Annotated in this window: 12 protein-coding genes, 2 rRNA genes and 1 pseudogene; 2 read left to right on the top strand and 13 right to left on the bottom strand. The window is 69.7% G+C overall.

Going from position 1 to position 18,295, the window contains the following annotated elements; translation table 11 throughout:
- Nucleotides 1–16: 16 nt before the first annotated feature.
- The 5 genes from OG410_RS10460 to OG410_RS10480 all read right to left on the bottom strand — a co-directional run bounded on the left by OG410_RS10460 (nucleotide 17) and on the right by OG410_RS10480 (nucleotide 5,716).
- Complete coding sequence (locus OG410_RS10460; protein ID WP_329298868.1) at nucleotides 17–1,153, bottom strand: glycosyltransferase family 4 protein; 1,137 nt, start codon at nucleotides 1,151–1,153, stop codon at nucleotides 17–19.
- Between the two features lie 592 nt (nucleotides 1,154–1,745).
- On the bottom strand, nucleotides 1,746–3,488 hold the full coding sequence (recN, locus tag OG410_RS10465) for a DNA repair protein RecN (RefSeq protein WP_329298869.1): 1,743 nt from the start codon (nucleotides 3,486–3,488) through the stop codon (nucleotides 1,746–1,748).
- Between the two features lie 144 nt (nucleotides 3,489–3,632).
- Nucleotides 3,633–4,538 (bottom strand): NAD kinase, encoded by a 906-nt coding sequence (locus OG410_RS10470; RefSeq protein ID WP_326788629.1) that lies wholly within the window; start codon nucleotides 4,536–4,538, stop codon nucleotides 3,633–3,635.
- Nucleotides 4,535–5,350 (bottom strand): TlyA family RNA methyltransferase, encoded by an 816-nt coding sequence (locus tag OG410_RS10475; RefSeq protein WP_329298870.1) that lies wholly within the window; start codon nucleotides 5,348–5,350, stop codon nucleotides 4,535–4,537. The genes OG410_RS10470 and OG410_RS10475 overlap by 4 nt, the downstream gene beginning before the upstream one ends.
- 75 nt (nucleotides 5,351–5,425) lie before the next feature.
- Nucleotides 5,426–5,716 carry a hypothetical protein gene (locus OG410_RS10480; RefSeq protein ID WP_329298871.1) on the bottom strand — a complete coding sequence of 97 codons (291 nt, stop codon included), beginning with the start codon at nucleotides 5,714–5,716 and terminating at the stop codon, nucleotides 5,426–5,428.
- 42 nt (nucleotides 5,717–5,758) lie between these two features.
- On the opposite strand from OG410_RS10480, the gene OG410_RS10485 reads away from it, so the two are divergent.
- The gene (locus tag OG410_RS10485) at nucleotides 5,759–6,106 is read left to right on the top strand and encodes an SCP2 sterol-binding domain-containing protein (RefSeq protein WP_326788626.1); all 348 of its coding nucleotides are present in this window, start codon (nucleotides 5,759–5,761) and stop codon (nucleotides 6,104–6,106) included.
- On the opposite strand, the gene OG410_RS10490 is transcribed toward OG410_RS10485, so the two are convergent.
- The 4 genes from OG410_RS10490 to OG410_RS10505 all read right to left on the bottom strand — a co-directional run bounded on the left by OG410_RS10490 (nucleotide 6,090) and on the right by OG410_RS10505 (nucleotide 10,495).
- Entirely contained in the window at nucleotides 6,090–6,977 is an 888-nt protein-coding gene (locus OG410_RS10490) for an ABC transporter ATP-binding protein (protein ID WP_329304080.1), read from the bottom strand. The genes OG410_RS10485 and OG410_RS10490 overlap by 17 nt on opposite strands.
- Nucleotides 6,978–7,042: 65 nt before the next feature.
- Nucleotides 7,043–8,119, bottom strand: coding sequence for a FecCD family ABC transporter permease (locus OG410_RS10495; RefSeq protein ID WP_329304081.1), 1,077 nt, complete (start codon nucleotides 8,117–8,119; stop codon nucleotides 7,043–7,045).
- A 20-nt stretch (nucleotides 8,120–8,139) separates the two neighbouring features.
- Nucleotides 8,140–9,183 (bottom strand): FecCD family ABC transporter permease, encoded by a 1,044-nt coding sequence (locus tag OG410_RS10500; RefSeq protein WP_329298873.1) that lies wholly within the window; start codon nucleotides 9,181–9,183, stop codon nucleotides 8,140–8,142.
- 283 nt (nucleotides 9,184–9,466) lie between these two features.
- Nucleotides 9,467–10,495 carry an HAD hydrolase-like protein gene (locus OG410_RS10505; protein WP_329298875.1) on the bottom strand — a complete coding sequence of 343 codons (1,029 nt, stop codon included), beginning with the start codon at nucleotides 10,493–10,495 and terminating at the stop codon, nucleotides 9,467–9,469.
- A gap of 72 nt (nucleotides 10,496–10,567) precedes the next feature.
- Between OG410_RS10505 and OG410_RS10510 the strand changes: the two genes are divergently transcribed.
- Nucleotides 10,568–11,860: a DUF1015 domain-containing protein gene (locus OG410_RS10510; protein ID WP_329298876.1), complete on the top strand. Its 1,293-nt coding sequence runs from the start codon at nucleotides 10,568–10,570 to the stop codon at nucleotides 11,858–11,860.
- Between the two features lie 88 nt (nucleotides 11,861–11,948).
- Here OG410_RS10510 and OG410_RS10515 read toward each other — a convergent pair whose 3' ends face one another.
- From OG410_RS10515 to OG410_RS10530, 4 genes and pseudogenes are all read right to left on the bottom strand, one after another.
- Nucleotides 11,949–12,830, bottom strand: a complete 882-nt coding sequence (locus OG410_RS10515; RefSeq protein WP_329304082.1) for a hypothetical protein — start codon at nucleotides 12,828–12,830, stop codon at nucleotides 11,949–11,951.
- 741 nt (nucleotides 12,831–13,571) lie between these two features.
- Nucleotides 13,572–13,820: pseudogene (locus OG410_RS42560) on the bottom strand (DEAD/DEAH box helicase); the annotation flags it as partial.
- Between the two features lie 836 nt (nucleotides 13,821–14,656).
- Nucleotides 14,657–14,773 (bottom strand): 5S ribosomal RNA (rrf, locus tag OG410_RS10525).
- Nucleotides 14,774–14,910: 137 nt separating this feature from the next.
- A 23S ribosomal RNA gene (locus OG410_RS10530) occupies nucleotides 14,911–18,033 on the bottom strand.
- Between the last annotated feature and the right edge of the window lie 262 nt (nucleotides 18,034–18,295).

Below are 18,295 nucleotides of genomic sequence, written 5' to 3' on the forward strand. Positions count from 1 at the left end.
GCCCCAGGTCCGGGTGTCAGACCAGCGGCCGGAACTGCGTGAACTCGTCGTAGACACTCAGCACTTGGGCGACCGTCTCGTCCTCCGTCGGCCACGTGGCGGCCTGCCGGACGCCCTTCTCCCGCAGCGCCTCCCGGAGCGCCGGATCGGCGAGCAGTCGCAGGACGGCGTCGGCGAGCGCCTTCGCGTTGCCGTACGGGACGAGTTCGGCCGCGTCGCCGACGGTCTCGGGGATACCGCCGACCGCTGTCGCGACGAGCGGAACACGCGCGTGAAGGGCCTCCTGCGCCAGCACCGAGCGCGACTCCCAGCGGCTGGGCAGCAGGACGAGGTCGGCGGCCGCCAGCAGTTCCGTGACGTCCTCGTGCCGCCCGATGAGCCGGACCGGCAGTTCCTCGTCCTCGATCCGGCGCTGGAGAACGGCGCGCAGCGGCCCCTCCCCCGCGATCACCAGCAGCGGCATGGGATCGAGGCGGCACCAGGCGCGCGAGGCGTCCAGGAGGGTGTGATAGCCGCGGTGCCGGTCGAGCGAGCCGACCGCGATGAGCAACGGGCGGTCGGTCGAACCGAGTTCGGCCCGCGCCTTGTGCCGGAACCGGTCGGGTTCCACCGGCTCGACGGGCAGGCGCGGCGCCGGAAGCGCGACGGCGGCGAGCCGCGCGTCCCGCGCTCCCCTCCTGCGGGCCCGGTCCACCAGGTCCGACGAGGTCCCGAGCACCACGGCGGCGGCTCTGGCGACCCTGCGTTCGAGGAGCCGCAGGACATGGGCCCGGGCGCCGTCCGCCTCCGAGCGGGTGTGCCAGGTGACGACGAGGGGAACGCGTCGCCCGCTGAGCGCCAGCACGGCCCGCAGCGCCGCGTGGATCCCGTGCGCGTGCACGAGATCGGCGTCCGCGCAGGCCGCCCGCAGCGCGGACACCGAGGCGGGGTCGCTGCTGCGGGGCACGGGAACGTGGTGCGCGCCGACCCCGGTGAACCCGTACACGCGGTCCGCCTCGGCGGGAGCGCAGACGGTGACCCGGACCCCTCGGGCGACCAGACCCGCGGCCAGCGACCGTACGTGCGCGCTGCTGCCCGCGCTTCCGCCGCCGAGCACCTGCACGGTGCGCAGCGGCGACTGGCCGTGCGCTGAGTGGCTGCTCACGTGGCTCACGCGGCCGGGGCTCCTGGTTCGGCGTCGGACGGTCACGAGGAAACGTACAGAAGGTCGTGCGGAGGAGGGGGTACCGCACGTCGTGCACCGCGTACTACGCCAAGGATGCCAGGCCTCCCGGGCGTTCCGGCACCGCCATCACGACGAGGGCACGTCAGACAAGGCAACCCGGCGACGACCATCACCCGCACGAGTGATGAATAGTCCATTCCGGGGAGGACGGGATCACCAGACCGAACAAGCCCCTTGACCCCCGCGAGTCACCTGGACCTCTGGAAGACCCCGGCGCATCACACGCCACCTCGGTACCGCAAACGCCCCGGCGCGCCGCACCGGCACGGAAGGCGCACCCGCGCACCGAGAGGCGCGCCGAGCCGCACACGGCGCACCCAGGAGCCCACACTCCCCGGCCCGCCCGTCGTATTCAGCCCCTCCGGCGTTTGAGGAGCGGGGTCTGGGGCGGAGCCCCGGGTACGGGATGGGCAGGGGCTGAGGGGGCGAAAAGAGCAGGCGACACGGCCACGGAGCCGGGCGGACCCGCCCACGTGGACTGGCCCGGCCGGACTAGTCCCGCCGGGCAGGGTCGTCCCTGCTAGGCGTCCGCGCGGGCCGCAGCCAGGAGTTCCTCCGCGTGCGCCCGGGCCGTCACGGAGTCCTCCTGGCCGGCGAGCATCCGGGACAGCTCGCGGATCCGCTCCTCGCCCTCCAGCACCTTCACACCGGACCGGGTCACGGACCCGTCGTTGGTCTTCTCGACCAGGAGCTGCCGGTCGGCGAAGGCGGCCACCTGCGGCAGGTGCGTCACGACGACGACCTGCGCACTCTTGGCGAGCCGTGCCAGCCGCCGCCCGATCTCGACCGCGGCCTTGCCGCCGACGCCCGCGTCGACCTCGTCGAAGAGGTACGTCGGCACGGGGTCGGTCCCGGCGAACACGACCTCCACCGCGAGCATGACCCGCGAGAGCTCACCGCCGGACGCCCCCTTGGCGATGGGCCGCGGCGGCGCCCCCGGATGCGGGGCGAGCAGGAGTTCGACCTCGTCGGCACCGGCCGGGCCGTAGGCCACCGGGCGTCCGCCGACCTCCACCCCCTCCGGGTCGTCCGTCTGCCGGAGCTCGAAGGACACGCGCGCGTGCGGCATCGCGAGCGAGGCCAGCTCGGCGGTGACGGCGGCGGCGAACCGTTCGGCGGCCTCCGCGCGGGCGTCCGTCAGCGCCTGGGCCAGGCCGCCCAGTTCGCCGCGCAGCGCGTCCCGCTCGGCGGTCAGCTCGCCGAGCCGGTCGTCGTCGCCGTCGAGTTCGGTGAGCCGCTCGGAGCTCCGCTCGGCCCAGGCGATCACGGCGTCGATGTCCGCGCCGTACTTCCGTGTCAGCTGGGTGAGGGCGGCCCGGCGCTCCTCGACGGCCGACAGCCGCAGCGGGTCGGCGTCGAGGTCGTCGGCGTAGCCCGCGAGTTCGCCCGCCACGTCGCCGAGCAGGATGGCGATCTCCCCGATGCGCCCGGACAGCGTGGCGAGCGCCGAGTCGTGCGACCGTACGGCCTCAAGAGCGCGGTGGGCGCCCGCGACCAGCGTGGCCGCGTCGATGCCCTCCGGGTCCTCGGGATTGCCCGCCAGCGCCGCGTGCGCGGCGGTGGCGGCCGATGCCAGCGCCTCCGCGTGACCGAGCCGCTCCGCCTCCGCCGCCAGCTCGACGTCCTCGCCGGCGCGCGGCTCGACGGCCGCGACCTCGTCGAGTCCGAAGCGCAGCAGGTCGGCTTCCTGGACCCGCTCCCGCGCGCGTGTCGTGATCTCGTCCAGCTCGGCCGAGACGGCCCGCAGCCGGCGGTAGGCGCCCGCGTACTTGGCGAGCGGCACGGCGACCGCGTCACCCGCGTACCGGTCCAGGGCCTGCCGCTGCCGGGACAGTTTGAGCAGCCCCTGCTGGTCGGTCTGGCCGTGCACCGCGACGAGTTCGTCGGCGAGTTCGGCGAGCACGCCCACCGGCACCGAGCGTCCGCCCAGATGCGCGCGTGAACGCCCCTCGGCCGAAACGGTACGGCTGATCAGCAGCATGCCCTCGTCGAGCTCGGCACCCGCTTCCTCGGCCCGTACGACGGCCGTCCCGCCCGCGGGTACGCTGATCCGCCCCTCCACGACCGCGCTCTTGGCGCCGATCCGCACGAGGGCCGGGTCCGCACGCCCGCCCAGCAGCAGCCCGAGGCTGGTGACCACCATCGTCTTGCCCGCACCGGTCTCACCGGTCACGGCGGTGAAGCCGGGTGACAACTCGACGACCGCGTCGTCGATGACTCCGAGCGACCGTATCCGCATCTCCTCCAACACGCCCCCGACCATACGAGGTTTTCCCGGCGCCGTGCGACGCCGCCCCCCGCAAAGAGAACCGAGCGTTACCTTCCGAGGGGGATCTCGTTCGCCGACGGCCCGCGCGGAGGCGGCCCGGCACCCGGGCGGAACCGGGTGCCGGGGGTGTGGCTGTGGCTAGTGCGGTGCTCCGCGCCACCCGGAGACGGGCAGTGCGAACTTGGCGACGAGCCGGTCGGTGAAGGACGCGTGGTGCAGCCGGGCGAGCCGCACGGGCACGGCACCGCGCCGCACCTCGACCCGCGCGCCCGGCGGCAGCTCCACGGTCCGCCGTCCGTCGCACCACAGGACGCCCGGCGGAACGTGCGGCAGCACCTCCACGGCGAGCACCGAGTCCGGTGAGGTCACCAGCGGCTTGGCGAACAGGGCGTGCGCGCTGATCGGGACCATCAGCAGGGCCTCGACCTCGGGCCAGACCACGGGCCCGCCCGCGGAGAAGGCGTACGCCGTCGACCCGGTCGGGGTCGCGCAGACGATCCCGTCGCAGCCGAACCCGGTGACGGGCCGCCCGTCGATCTCCAGCACCACTTCGAGGAGCTTCTCGGCGGACACCTTCTGCACGGCCGCCTCGTTCAGCGCCCAGTCGGTGTGCACGATGTCGCCGTTGCGGTGCACGACCACGTCGACGGTCATGCGTTCCTCGACCTCGTAGGCCCGGGTGACGACCCGGTCGACGACCTTGTCCAGATCGTCGCGCTCGGCCTCGGCGAGGAAGCCGACCCGCCCGAGGTTGACGCCGAGCATCGGCACACCGGAGGCGCGGGCGAACTCGGCGCCGCGCAGCAGCGTTCCGTCACCGCCGAGGACGATGAGCAGCTCGCAGCCGTCGAGGCACTGCGGAGTGGCCTCCTGGACCAGCTCCACCTCGGCCGGCAGCGGCAGATCGGCCGCCTCGGCCGCGAGGACCCGTACGCCGATCCCGGAACGCAGCAGCCCCTGGACGACCAGCTCGGCGCTGCGGATGGCTGCCGGCCGCCCGGTGTGGGCCAGCAGGAAAACAGTACGAGCTCGGGTCTGTGTCAACGCGGCCCCTCCGCCACTGCACGGTCAACGTCGGCCGGGTCGAGTTCGGGTGCCCCGGCACTCAGCCACAGAAAGTACTCGACGTTGCCCGACGGTCCGGGCAACGGGCTCGCTGTCACGCCCTTCACTCCGAGCCCCAGTTCGTAGGCTCGCCCCGCCACACCGCGCACGGTCTCGGCGCGCAGCTCCGGACTGCGCACGACACCGCCGCTGCCCAGCCGGTCCTTCCCCACCTCGAACTGCGGCTTGACCATCATCACCAGGTCGGCATCCGGCACCGTGCACCGCGCGAGGGCGGGCAGCACCAGTCCGAGCGGGATGAAGGACAGATCCCCGACAACAAGGTCCACGGACTCCCCATCGATCGCCTCCAACGTCAACTCGCGTACGTTCGTACGGTCCTTGACGGTGACGCGTTCATCGCTCTGGAGAGACCACGCGAGTTGTCCGTAACCTACGTCCACGGCGACGACATGGGCGGCGCCCGCGCGCAGCAGTACGTCGGTGAAGCCCCCGGTGGACGCGCCGGCGTCCAGTGCCCGCCGCCCCTCGACCTTCAGGCCCTGCGGCCCGAAGACGGCGAGCGCGCCGGCGAGCTTGTGTCCGCCGCGCGAGACGTAGTCGGGGTCGCTGTCGTCCTTGCTGACCACGATCGCCGCGGCGGTCTCGACCTGCGTGGCGGGCTTGGTCGCGAGGGTCTTGCCCACGCTGACCCTGCCCGCGGCGATCAGCTGTCCGGCGTGCTCGCGCGAGCGGGCGAGCTTCCTGCGGACCAGCTCGGCGTCGAGGCGGCGGCGTGCCACTCCTGCCACGTTCGGTTCAGCTCCTGCGGTCGTACGGCGATGGAAAGGGTCGCCCGGGACGTTCCCCGGGTGTCCCGAAGGATCTCATTGCGGGGCGGCGGCCGGGCGGCCGTCGAGCGCGGTGAGCGCGTCGCGCAGCCCCCGGTGCACATCCTCGTACACCTCGAGGTGTCCGTCCGTGGCGAGGTGGTCGGCGTCGGCGAGGCGGTCGAGCCGGGCGTCGACGTCGGCGTCGCCCGTCGGGACACGCGGGATGTTCAGCGGGGCCGGTGCGGCGGGGTCGTACGCGGGTTCCGGTTCCGCCTGCGCGGCCGGGCCGGGCTCCTGCTCGGCCATGGCCTCGGGAGGCTCCCCCTCGGGGACTGAGTCGTTCATGCCCCGACGCTACCGCGAAGGGCTGCGGTACCGTCGATCACGATGGCGACGACAGAGGAGTGCCGCACCGCACTCGACAAGCTTTCGGACAACATGGCGGGCGCCGACGGGGACGTACGCGCCGCGGCGGCCCTGGACCGCTCGCTGAGCTGCCGTATCACCGACCTGGACATCACCTTCGTCGGCCGTCTCAGGGGCGGCCGGATCGAGGTGCTCGACACGCTCCAGGGCCCGCCTCCCGAGCGGGCCCAGATCCGGCTGACCATGAACGGCGACGACCTGGTGTCGATGGTGAACGGCGAGCTGAACTTCGCCAAGGCTTGGGGCTCGGGCCGGGTGAAGCTGGAGGCGGGCCTGCGCGACCTGTTCCGGCTCAGGACCCTTCTTTAACGGACGCGGCGGCGGGGACCCTGGCCTTGCGAGCCGCGGGCACCACGAGCGGTGTCCCGGTCTCGGGGTCGTCGATGATCTGGCAGCGCAGCCCGAAGACCTCCTCGACCAGCTCGGCCGTGACGATGTCGTTCGGGGCGCCCTCGGCGATGACCTCGCCTCCGCGCAGGGCGATCAGGTGGGTGGCGTACCGGGCCGCGTGGTTGAGGTCGTGCAGCACGGCGACCAGGGTGCGGCCCCGGGTCTCGTGGAGCTCGGCGCACAGGTCGAGGACGTCGATCTGGTGCTGGATGTCGAGATAGGTCGTCGGCTCGTCCAGCAGGAGCAGCGGGGTCTGCTGCGCGAGCGCCATCGCGATCCACACGCGCTGACGCTGGCCGCCCGACAATTCGTCGACGTAGCGGTCGGCGAGCTCGGCGACCCCGGTCGAGGCCATCGACTCCTGCACCACGCGCTCGTCCTCCGCGGACCATTGGCGCAGCAGGCCCTGGTGGGGGTAGCGCCCCCGGCCGACGAGGTCGCCGACCGTGATCCCGTCCGGTGCGATCGACGACTGCGGCAGCAGCCCGAGGGTGCGCGCCACCTTCTTCGCGGGCATCGACTGGATCGCCTGTCCGTCGAGCAGCACCCGCCCGGCCGAGGGCTTCAGCATGCGCGAGAGGGCACGCAGCAGCGTGGACTTGCCGCAGGCGTTCGGGCCGACGATCACGGTGAAGGAGTTGTCGGGAATCTCCACCGACAGCTTCTCCGCGATGACGCGCTGGTCGTAGCCGAGGGTGACGTTGTCGGCGGACAGGCGGTTCACAGTGCTCCTTGGGGTGTTCTCGTGCGCCTGGTCGTTCGCCCGCGCCGCGTTCTTCGCTTCCCGCACAGCCGGGTCCGCCAAGCCGCTCACAGCCGGGTCCGTCGGGCTCACGGCCGGGTCCGCCGGGCCGCTCATATCCGGCCCGCCTTGCGCTCGGTGACCAGCAGCCACAGCAGGTAGACACCGCCGAGGACGCCGGTCACGACGCCGACCGGCAGCTGATCGGCGCCGAAGGCGCGCTGCGAGGCCCAGTCCGCGACGATGAGCAGGGTCGCGCCCATGCACATCGACGGCATGAGGTTCGGTCCGGGCGACCGGGTGAGCCGCCGGGCGAGCTGCGGCGCGGTGAGCGCCACGAAACCGACGGGGCCCGCGGCGGCGGTGGCACCCGCGGTGAGCAGCACGGCGGCCACCATCAGCAGCAGCCGCGTCCGCTCGACGCTCACTCCGAGGGCGTACGACACGTCGTCGCCCATCTCCATCATCCGCAGCCCGCGCGCGTTGCCGAGGACGAGGGGGACGAGGACGGCGCACAGGATGAGCAGCGGCCAGACCTGGGCCCAGTCCCGGCCGTTGAGGGAGCCGGTCATCCAGACGACGGCGCGGGCCGCGTCGACGAGGTCGGCCTTGGTGAGGAGGTAGCCGTTGACCGCCGTGACGATCGCGGAGACGCCGATGCCGACGAGGACCAGGCGGTAGCCGTGCACGCCCTGCTTCCACGCGAGCAGGTAGATGGCGAATCCGGTCAGGAGTCCGCCGACGAGCGCTCCGAGGGCGACCTCGGTCGCGCTGCCCGAGTACAGCACGATCACGATGAGCGCGCCGGCGGTGGAACCCTGTCCGAGCCCGAGCACGTCGGGGCTGCCCAGCGGATTGCGGGAGACGGACTGGAAGAGCGCTCCGGCCAGCCCGAGCGAGGCCCCCACCAGCAGCCCGACGAGAACGCGCGGCAGCCGCAGGTCGTTGACGATGAACTCCTGGCTGGGGCTGCCGTCGCCGGCCAGGGTCTTGAGCACGTCGCCGGCCGGGATCGGGAAGTCGCCGGTGCCGATGAGGACCACGCTCGCCGCGGCCGCCGCAACCAGCAGCAGGACGACCACCAGGAACGTGCGGACGTCGAGGCGGACGGACAGTCCACCGCCGGTGCGGACGGCACGGACACGGCGACCGGGAAGTGCCGGGACGCGCCGGTCGCGTGCGGTTCGGATGCTTCGGACACGTGGGGTCGTCACAGCTGCGCCGTCCTCCGTCGCCGTACGAGAAAGATGAAGACCGGACCGCCCAGCACCGCGGTGACGATGCCGACCTGGAGCTCCGCCGGCCGGGCGACCATCCGCCCCAGGACATCGGCGCCGAGCAGCAGCACGGGCGACAGGACGGTGGCGTACGGCAGGATCCAGCGCAGGTCGGGCCCGGTGAAGGAGCGGACGGCGTGCGGGACCATGAGCCCGACGAACACGATCGGTCCGCAGGCGGCGGTCGCGGCCCCGCAGAGCACGGTCGCGGCGGCCATCGACAGCGCCCGGGTGCGGTTCAGGTTGGCGCCGAGCGCCCGGGCCGTGTCGTCGCCCATGGACACCGCGTTCAACGGCCGGGCCAGAGCCAGCGCGACGAGCGTGCCGACGGCGAGGAAGGGGGCTACCTGCTCGATCGTCGAGTCGGTCGCCGAGGCGAGCGAACCTACGGTCCAGAAGCGCATCTTGCCGAGCGCCGCGTCGTCCATGAGCATCACGGCCTGGAGATAGCCGTACAGCGCGGCGCTGATCGCGGTTCCGGCGAGCGCGAGCCGTATCGGCGTCGCACCCCGGCTTCCGCCCAGGAACCAGACCAGCGCTCCGACCGCGGCCGCGCCGAGGAAGGCGAACCAGACGTAGCCGCTCAGCGAGGTGACGCCGAAATAGGTGATCGCGGTGACGACGGCGGCGGACGCGCCCGCGTTGATCCCGAGCAGACCGGGGTCGGCCAGCGGATTGCGGGTGAGCGCCTGGAGGACGGCACCGGACAGCCCGAGCGCGGCGCCGACCAGCAGCCCGAGCACGGTGCGCGAGATCCGGTCGCCGACCACGACATCGGCGTACGTCCCCGAGTCGTGGAACAGGCCGTGCCACACCTGGTCCAGCGGCAGCGCCTTCGCGCCGATCGCGATACTCGCCAGCGCGACCAGCAGCAGGACGCCCACGGAGACGAGGAGCCCGAAGGCCCGTATCGCCCGGCGGGTTGGGGGCGCGGGGGCGGTTTCCGCGCGCTGTTCAGGAGGACTGTCGACCAACACGAGGTTAGGTTAGCCTACCCTCGCGTCAGCGTTTCGGGGCGCCCGCACACCCGGCCTCACACCGAGGCCCAGGTCAGCCACCCCACCGACCCCGCCCCGCCCACGAGCGAGCAACGGCAGCACCAGCCCCCATGCCCTTCCCGGGCGCCTGGCGTGCACAGGGACTAGGGACCGGTACTGGGACAGGGGCCATGGGCCAGGACAGGGACCGGTCCCTGTGCACTCCAGGTCCGATCCGGTCCACTCCAGGTCCGATCCCGGTACCGGCCCGGTCGGACAAGCCCTAGAGGCCCAGCCGAGCCAGCGCCTTCCCCCCGTCCAGCTCGCACGCGCTCTCACCCGCGGCCGTCCACGCCGCCGCGCACAGGGCCCGCAGTCCGTCGAGGGCCTCGCCCTCGCCCGTCAGCTCGAGTTCCTGGCCGCCCGCCGTCGCCGTCCAGCCGCCGCAGCGGAACCCGTCGCCCGCCTCGACGACCTCGGGCTGCCCGGTGAGCATCCCGCGCAGATCGGCGTCGACATACGTCGGCCGGTGCTGCGGAGGCGCGGCGAGGAGCTGTGCCCCGTCCGTCACACCGGTGAGGACGAGCAGCGAGTCCACCTCGCCGTTGAACGCGCCCTCGATGTCCGTGTCCAGCCGGTCCCCGACCACCAGCGGCCGCTCGGCCCCGGTCCGCAGAATCGTCTCGCGGTGCATCGGGGGCAGCGGCTTGCCCGCCACCTGCGGCTCGGCACCCGTGGCGATGCGGACGACCTCCACCGCCGCGCCGTTCCCGGGCGCGATCCCGCGCGCGCCCGGAATCGTCAGATCGGTGTTGGAGGCGAACCACGGAACCCCGCGCGCGATGGCGTAGCACGCCTCCGCGAAGCGGGACCAGGTCAGATCGGGACCGCCGTACCCCTGGACGACCGCTACGGGCTCGTCCTCCGCCGAGTCGACCGGCTCCAGCCCGCGCTCGCGAAGGGCGACCCGCAGCCCCTCGCCGCCGATGACGAGCACCCGCGCCCCCGTCGGCACCTGCTCGCTGATGAGCCGGGCCACGGCCTGCGCCGAGGTGATGACGTCCGAGGCCACCGTCGGTATGCCCAGCTCCGTAAGGTGCCCGGCGACCGCGTCGGGGGTGCGCAGCGCGTTGTTGGTGACGTACGCGAGGTGCATGCCGCCCGCGCGCGCCGTCGCCAGCGAATCGACGGCGTGGGCGATGGCGTCACCGCCCGCGTACACCACCCCGTCCAGGTCCAGCAGCGCCGTGTCGTACGCCTCGCTCAGGGCCTGCCCACTGCCCTCGGGCCGCGTCCTGACGGTCTGGCTCATTGCGCATCGCTCCTCGTTCGATCCCGTTGCCCCGATCATCGCGCATGCCACTGACACACTTACGATGCCCCAATGAACTATGCAGGTCCCGAGGAGGAAACACCGGCAGGGAGCGGCCTCGAACTCACCCCGTTCCGAGGCCTGCGCTACGACCCCGACCGGGTCGGCAGCCTGGCCGCCGTGACGTCCCCGCCGTACGACGTGATCGTCCGGCCCGACGGACTGCTCGAACTCGAGTCGGCCGACCCGTACAACATCGTCCGGCTGATCCTGCCGCAGGACGGCACCCCCGCCGCCCGCAACCGGCAGGCCGCCGAAACGCTGCGCCGCTGGCTGTCGGAAGGCGTCCTGGCGGCCGATCCCGAGCCGGGCCTGTACGTGTACGAGCAGCGCGACGGGGCCCTGCTGCAACGGGGCGTGATCGGCAATCTGCGCCTGTCCGATCCGGCCGACGGTGTCGTGCTCCCGCACGAGGACGTGATGCCCCACGTCATCGCGGACCGCGCGGCCCTGATGCGCGCCACGTCCGCCAACCTCGAACCCCTGCTGCTGACCTATCGCGGCAACGGTTCCGGATACGGCACCGCCGCCGTCATCGAACGCACCGCGGCCCTGCCGCCGCTGCTGTCCACCACCACGGAGGACGGCATCAGCCATCGTCTGTGGGCGGTCACGGACCCGGCGGAGCTCTCGGAGATCCGCACGGACCTCGGCCGGCACCAGGCCCTGATCGCCGACGGCCACCACCGCTGGGCCACGTACCTTCGTCTACGCGCGGAGCATCCTTCCCCGAGCCCCTGGGACTACGGTCTGGTCCTCCTGGTGGACACCGCCCGTTACCCACTGCGCGTCCGGGCCATCCACCGCCTGCTGCACGGCCTGCCGGTCGCCGAGGCGCTGGCCGCCCTCGGTGACTCCTTCCGCGTACGCCACCTCGACGTGCCCCTCGCCGAGGCTCTGGAGGCCCTTTCCTCGGCTGCCTCCGCGGGGAACGCGTTCCTCCTCGCCGGCGACGGCTCCTTCCACCTCGTCGACCGCCCGTCGCCGGACCTCCTGGCCCGTACGATCCCGGCCGAGCACCCGGAGGCCTGGCGCTCACTGGACGCCACGGTCCTGCACGCCACGCTCCTGGACCATGTGTGGGGCATCCCGGAGGACTCTCCCGCACACATCGCGTACATCCACGACACGACCGCCACCGTCGAGAAGGCGGAACGCGACGGAGGCACGGCCGTCCTGATGCACCCGGTGCACGAGGACGTCGTACGCGATCTGGCGCGCCAGGGGGTCACGATGCCGCGCAAGTCGACCTCCTTCGGGCCGAAGCCGGCGTCCGGGCTGGTTCTGCGGGCGCTCGCTCCCTGAGAGGGCGTGGTCCCCGAAAACGCCACGTGGGCGGCGGCACACCTTCCGGTGTCCCGCCGCCCACGTGTTTGCGCCGTGGTGTCCGGCGTCAGCTCTGCGGACGCTGAGGAGCGTCGTCCTCGTCGGCGTCCTCGTCCTCGTTCTCGTCCTCGTCCTCGTCGAGGTCGTCGACGTCGTCCGTGATCTCGTCCGTGGTCACGGACTCGATCTCGTCGTCCTCGTCTTCGTCCTCGTCGTCTTCGCCTTCGTCGTCGTCCGCGTCCTGGTGCTCGGCCTCGGCGCGGATCTCCGTCGCGGTCTCGGTGGTGTCCCCGTTCCCGGCTTCCTCGTCGTCCTCGACGAGGACGTCGACGAACTCGACACCGTCCATCTCGGCGAGGCGGTCGGAGGCGTCCGTGCTGCCGTCCTTGTCGGACTCGACGGTCTTGGCGAACCACTCGCGTGCCTCGCCCTCACGTCCGGCGGCCAGGAGCGCGTCGGCGTAGGCGTACCGCAGTCGCGCGGTCCAGGGCTGGACGGAGTTCGAAGCGAGCTCGGGGCTCTGCAGGGTGACGATGGCCGCGTCGAGCTGGTCCATGTCACGCCGGGCGCCGGCGGCCACGAGCCGCATCTCGACCTGGCTCGCCTTGTCCAGCTTCTGCACCTCGGGCGCCCCGGCCATCTCCAGCGCCTTCTCGGGCCGGCCGAGGCCACGCTCGCAGTCCGCCATGACGGGCCACAGCTCCACGCTGCCGGTCATCCGGCGCGCGGCGCGGAACTCCGCGAGCGCCTCGCTGAACTTCTGGTTCGCGTACGCGGCGAAACCGGCCGCCTCGCGCACGGCGGCGACACGCGAGGCCAGCCGCAGGGCGATCCTCGAGTACGCGTAGGCGCCCTCGGGGTCCTCGTCGATGAGGCGGGCGACCATCACCAGGTTGCGGGCGACGTCCTCGGCGAGCCCCTTGGGCAGGCTCATGAGCTCCTGGCGCACGTCCTTGTCGATCTCCTCGCCCGTGATGTCGTCCGGGATGGGCAGCCGCTTGATCGGCTCACGGTCCCGCTCCCGCTCGTCGCGGTAACGGCCGCCACCGTGCCGGTCGTCGCCACCGCGGTCGTCGCGGCCACGGAAGCCACCGGGGCGCCCGCCCCGGTCGTCGTGGCGCGGTCCGCCACGGCCCCGGTCGTCACGGTCACGGAAGCCGCCGCCCCGGTTGTCGTCACGGCGGAACCCACCGCGGTCGTCATCACGACGCGGGCTGCTGGGCCGCTCGTCGCGACGGAACCCACCACGGTCGTCATCACGACGCGGGCTACTGGGCCGCTCGTCGCGACGAAAGTCCCCACGAGCATCCCGGTCGTCGCGGCGGAAGGGCGGACGGTCGCCGCCACCGCTGCCGCGGTCGTCACGGCGGAAGCCGCCACCACTGCCGCCGCCCCGGTTGTCGTCACGGCGGAACCCACCGCGGTCGTCGTCACGGCGCGGGCTGCTGGGGCGCTCGTCACGACGGAAACCGCCACGGTCACCTCCGGCACTGCCACCGCGGTTGTCGTCGCGGCGGAAGGGCGGACGGTCGCCGCCACCGCTGCCGCGGTCGTCACGGCGGAAGCCGCCACCACTGCCGCCACCGCGGTTGTCGTCACGGCGGAACCCACCGCGGTCGTCGTCACGGCGCGGGCTGCTGGGGCGCTCGTCACGACGGAAACCGCCACGGTCACCTCCGGCACTGCCGCCACGGTCGTCACGGCGGAAACCTCCGCCACCACTGCCCCCACGGTTGTCGTCACGACGGAAGGGCGGACGGTCACCGCCACCGCTGCCGCCGCGGTCGTCGCGGCGGAAGCCGCCACCACTGCCGCCGCCCCGGTTGTCGTCACGGCGGAACCCACCGCGGTCGTCGTCACGGCGCGGGCTGCTGGGGCGCTCGTCACGACGGAAACCGCCACGGTCACCTCCGGCACTGCCGCCACGGTCGTCGCGACGGAAACCGCCACCGCCACCGCTGCCGCTGCCGCCACGGTTGTCGTCACGGCGGAAGGGCAGACGGTCGCCGCCACCACTGCCGCCACGGTCGTCACGGCGGAAACCTCCGCCACCACTGCCCCCACGGTTGTCGTCACGACGGAAGGGCGGACGGTCACCTCCGGCACTGCCGCCGCGGTCGTCGCGACGGAAGCCGCCACCACTGCCACCGCCACGGTTGTCGTCACGGCGGAAACCTCCACGGTCACCGCCGCCACCGCGGTTGTCGTCACGGCGGAAGCCACCGCGGTCACCGCCGGCACTGCCGCGGTCGTCGCGACGGAAACCGCCGCGGTCGTCGTCACGGCGCGGGCTGCTGGGCCGATCGTCGCGGTTGAAGGCCGGACGGCTGTCGTCCCGACGGAATCCGCCGCCGCTGCCACCGCGGTCGTCACGACGGAACGGCGGCCGGCCGCCCCGATCGCCCTCACGACGGTCGTCACGGCCGCGGGGGGCGCCGCCACCGCTGCTGCTGCCGCCGCTGGTGCTGCCACCACGACTGTCGTCGCGACGGAAGCCGCCACGGTCCCCGCCACTGCGGTTGTCGTCACGCCGGCCGGAGCCGCCACGGTCGTTGTCTCGGCGCGGGCCGCCGCGGTTGTCACCGCGGTCACCACTGTCACGACGGCGCTGGTCGCGCTCCGGTCGCTCGTCGGGAGAGTTGGTGGACATGGGTGACTCCTGTCATCGGTACCGCAAGTCATTCTCGCGCAGCCAGGTACCTGGCGCGCTTCGGCAAAACAAAAAAAGACCCTTGGGCCCAGCGAGTCGCTGGGACCAAGGGTCCTCTAATTTTAGTTCGGCGGCGTCCTACTCTCCCACAGGGTCCCCCCTGCAGTACCATCGGCGCTGTGAGGCTTAGCTTCCGGGTTCGGAATGTAACCGGGCGTTTCCCTCACGCTATGACCACCGAAACCCTGTTAGACGCCTCGTGATGAAACGAGGCCTCGAACGGGCAGCGAACAAGCACACTTTTAAATTGATTAAGTGGAACTGTTCAGCCAGCACAACCGTTCGTTGTCTGGGAACTACACAGTGGACGCGAGCAACTGAGGACAAGCCCTCGGCCTATTAGTACCAGTCACCTCCACCCGTTGCCGGGCTTCCAGATCTGGCCTATCAACCCAGTCGTCTACTGGGAGCCTTAACCCCTCGAGGGGGTGGGAATACTCATCTCGAAGCAGGCTTCCCGCTTAGATGCTTTCAGCGGTTATCCCTCCCGAACGTAGCCAACCAGCCATGCCCTTGGCAGGACAACTGGCACACCAGAGGTTCGTCCGTCCCGGTCCTCTCGTACTAGGGACAGCCCTTCTCAATATTCCTACGCGCACAGCGGATAGGGACCGAACTGTCTCACGACGTTCTAAACCCAGCTCGCGTACCGCTTTAATGGGCGAACAGCCCAACCCTTGGGACCGACTCCAGCCCCAGGATGCGACGAGCCGACATCGAGGTGCCAAACCATCCCGTCGATATGGACTCTTGGGGAAGATCAGCCTGTTATCCCCGGGGTACCTTTTATCCGTTGAGCGACGGCGCTTCCACAAGCCACCGCCGGATCACTAGTCCCGACTTTCGTCCCTGCTCGACCCGTCGGTCTCACAGTCAAGCTCCCTTGTGCACTTACACTCAACACCTGATTGCCAACCAGGCTGAGGGAACCTTTGGGCGCCTCCGTTACTCTTTAGGAGGCAACCGCCCCAGTTAAACTACCCATCAGACACTGTCCCTGATCCGGATCACGGACCCAGGTTAGACATCCAGCACGACCAGACTGGTATTTCAACGACGACTCCACCTGAACTGGCGTCCAAGCTTCACAGTCTCCCAGCTATCCTACACAAGCCGAACCGAACACCAATATCAAACTGTAGTAAAGGTCCCGGGGTCTTTCCGTCCTGCTGCGCGAAACGAGCATCTTTACTCGTAGTGCAATTTCACCGGGCCTATGGTTGAGACAGTCGAGAAGTCGTTACGCCATTCGTGCAGGTCGGAACTTACCCGACAAGGAATTTCGCTACCTTAGGATGGTTATAGTTACCACCGCCGTTTACTGGCGCTTAAGTTCTCAGCTTCGCCACCCCGAAGAGTGACTAACCGGTCCCCTTAACGTTCCAGCACCGGGCAGGCGTCAGTCCGTATACATCGCCTTACGGCTTCGCACGGACCTGTGTTTTTAGTAAACAGTCGCTTCTCGCTGGTCTCTGCGGCCACCCCCAGCTCACCGAGTAAATCGGATCACCAGTGATGGCCCCCCTTCTCCCGAAGTTACGGGGGCATTTTGCCGAGTTCCTTAACCATAGTTCACCCGAACGCCTCGGTATTCTCTACCTGACCACCTGAGTCGGTTTAGGGTACGGGCCGCCATGAAACTCGCTAGAGGCTTTTCTCGACAGCATAGGATCATCCACTTCACCACAATCGGCTCGGCATCAGGTCTCAGCCTTGATGTGTGACGGATTTGCCTATCACACGGCCTACACCCTTACCCCGGGACAACCACCGCCCGGGATGGACTACCTTCCTGCGTCACCCCATCACTCACCTACTACAGGTCTGGTCCGTCGGCTCCACCACTCCCCTTTGCCCGAAGGCTCCGGGGCGGCTTCACGGACTTAGCATCGCCTGGTTCGATGTTTGACGCTTCACAGCGGGTACCGGAATATCAACCGGTTATCCATCGACTACGCCTGTCGGCCTCGCCTTAGGTCCCGACTTACCCTGGGCAGATCAGCTTGACCCAGGAACCCTTAGTCAATCGGCGCACACGTTTCTCACGTGTGTATCGCTACTCATGCCTGCATTCTCACTCGTGAACCGTCCACCACTGCCTTCCGGCGCGGCTTCACCCGGCACACGACGCTCCCCTACCCATCACAGCGGGCGTTGGCCCTATTGCTGCAATGACACGACTTCGGCGGTACGCTTGAGCCCCGCTACATTGTCGGCGCGGAATCACTAGACCAGTGAGCTATTACGCACTCTTTCAAGGGTGGCTGCTTCTAAGCCAACCTCCTGGTTGTCTGTGCGACTCCACATCCTTTCCCACTTAGCGTACGCTTAGGGGCCTTAGTCGATGCTCTGGGCTGTTTCCCTCTCGACCATGGAGCTTATCCCCCACAGTCTCACTGCCGCGCTCTCACTTACCGGCATTCGGAGTTTGGCTAAGGTCAGTAACCCGGTAGGGCCCATCGCCTATCCAGTGCTCTACCTCCGGCAAGAAACACACGACGCTGCACCTAAATGCATTTCGGGGAGAACCAGCTATCACGGAGTTTGATTGGCCTTTCACCCCTAACCACAGGTCATCCCCCAGGTTTTCAACCCTGGTGGGTTCGGTCCTCCACGACCTCTTACAGCCGCTTCAACCTGCCCATGGCTAGATCACTCCGCTTCGGGTCTTGAGCGCGCTACTGAATCGCCCTATTCGGACTCGCTTTCGCTACGGCTTCCCCACACGGGTTAACCTCGCAACGCACCGCAAACTCGCAGGCTCATTCTTCAAAAGGCACGCAGTCACGACGCATCGAGTAAACTCAATGCGCGACGCTCCCACGGCTTGTAGGCACACGGTTTCAGGTACTATTTCACTCCGCTCCCGCGGTACTTTTCACCATTCCCTCACGGTACTATCCGCTATCGGTCACCAGGGAATATTTAGGCTTAGCGGGTGGTCCCGCCAGATTCACACGGGATTTCTCGGGCCCCGTGCTACTTGGGTGTCTCTCAAACGAGCCGTTGATGTTTCGACTACGGGGGTCTTACCCTCTACGCCGGACCTTTCGCATGTCCTTCGCCTACATCAACGGTTTCTGACTCGTCTCACAGCCGGCAGACTGTGAAAGAGAGATCCCACAACCCCCCAAGCGCAACCCCTGCCGGGTCTCACACGCTTGAGGTTTGGCCTCATCCGGTTTCGCTCGCCACTACTCCCGGAATCACGGTTGTTTTCTCTTCCTGCGGGTACTGAGATGTTTCACTTCCCCGCGTTCCCTCCACATACCCTATGTGTTCAGGTATGGGTGACAGCCCATGACGACTGCCGGGTTTCCCCATTCGGAAACCCCCGGATCAAAGCCTGGTTGACGGCTCCCCGGGGACTATCGTGGCCTCCCACGTCCTTCATCGGTTCCTGGTGCCAAGGCATCCACCGTGCGCCCTTAAAAACTTGGCCACAGATGCTCGCGTCCACTGTGCAGTTCTCAAACAACGACCAACCACCCGTCACACACCACTTACGCGGTGCTTCACCGGGGCCGGCACTGAAGGCAGCCTTTTCGGCCGTACCTTCAGACACCCAACAGCGTGCCCGGCACCCTCGCCACTCATGATCAGCTTTCCACGCTCCGAAGAGCAGTACTTGCAGCCCGAGATGACTGAGAGTGCCGAATAATCAACGTTCCACCCATGAGCAACCACCGTCGGACGTGTGCCGA

The organism is Streptomyces sp. NBC_00659 (assembly GCF_036226925.1).
Classification (GTDB): Bacteria; Actinomycetota; Actinomycetes; order Streptomycetales; family Streptomycetaceae; genus Streptomyces.

Coding starts and splice junctions, on each gene's coding strand:
- recN (WP_329298869.1), bottom strand. CDS start 3,488: ATGGTCGGGGGCGTGTTGGAGGAGATGCGGATACGGTCGCTCGGAGTC.
- OG410_RS10480 (WP_329298871.1), bottom strand. CDS start 5,716: ATGAACGACTCAGTCCCCGAGGGGGAGCCTCCCGAGGCCATGGCCGAG.
- OG410_RS10485 (WP_326788626.1), top strand. CDS start 5,759: ATGGCGACGACAGAGGAGTGCCGCACCGCACTCGACAAGCTTTCGGAC.
- OG410_RS10505 (WP_329298875.1), bottom strand. CDS start 10,495: ATGAGCCAGACCGTCAGGACGCGGCCCGAGGGCAGTGGGCAGGCCCTG.
- OG410_RS10510 (WP_329298876.1), top strand. CDS start 10,568: ATGAACTATGCAGGTCCCGAGGAGGAAACACCGGCAGGGAGCGGCCTC.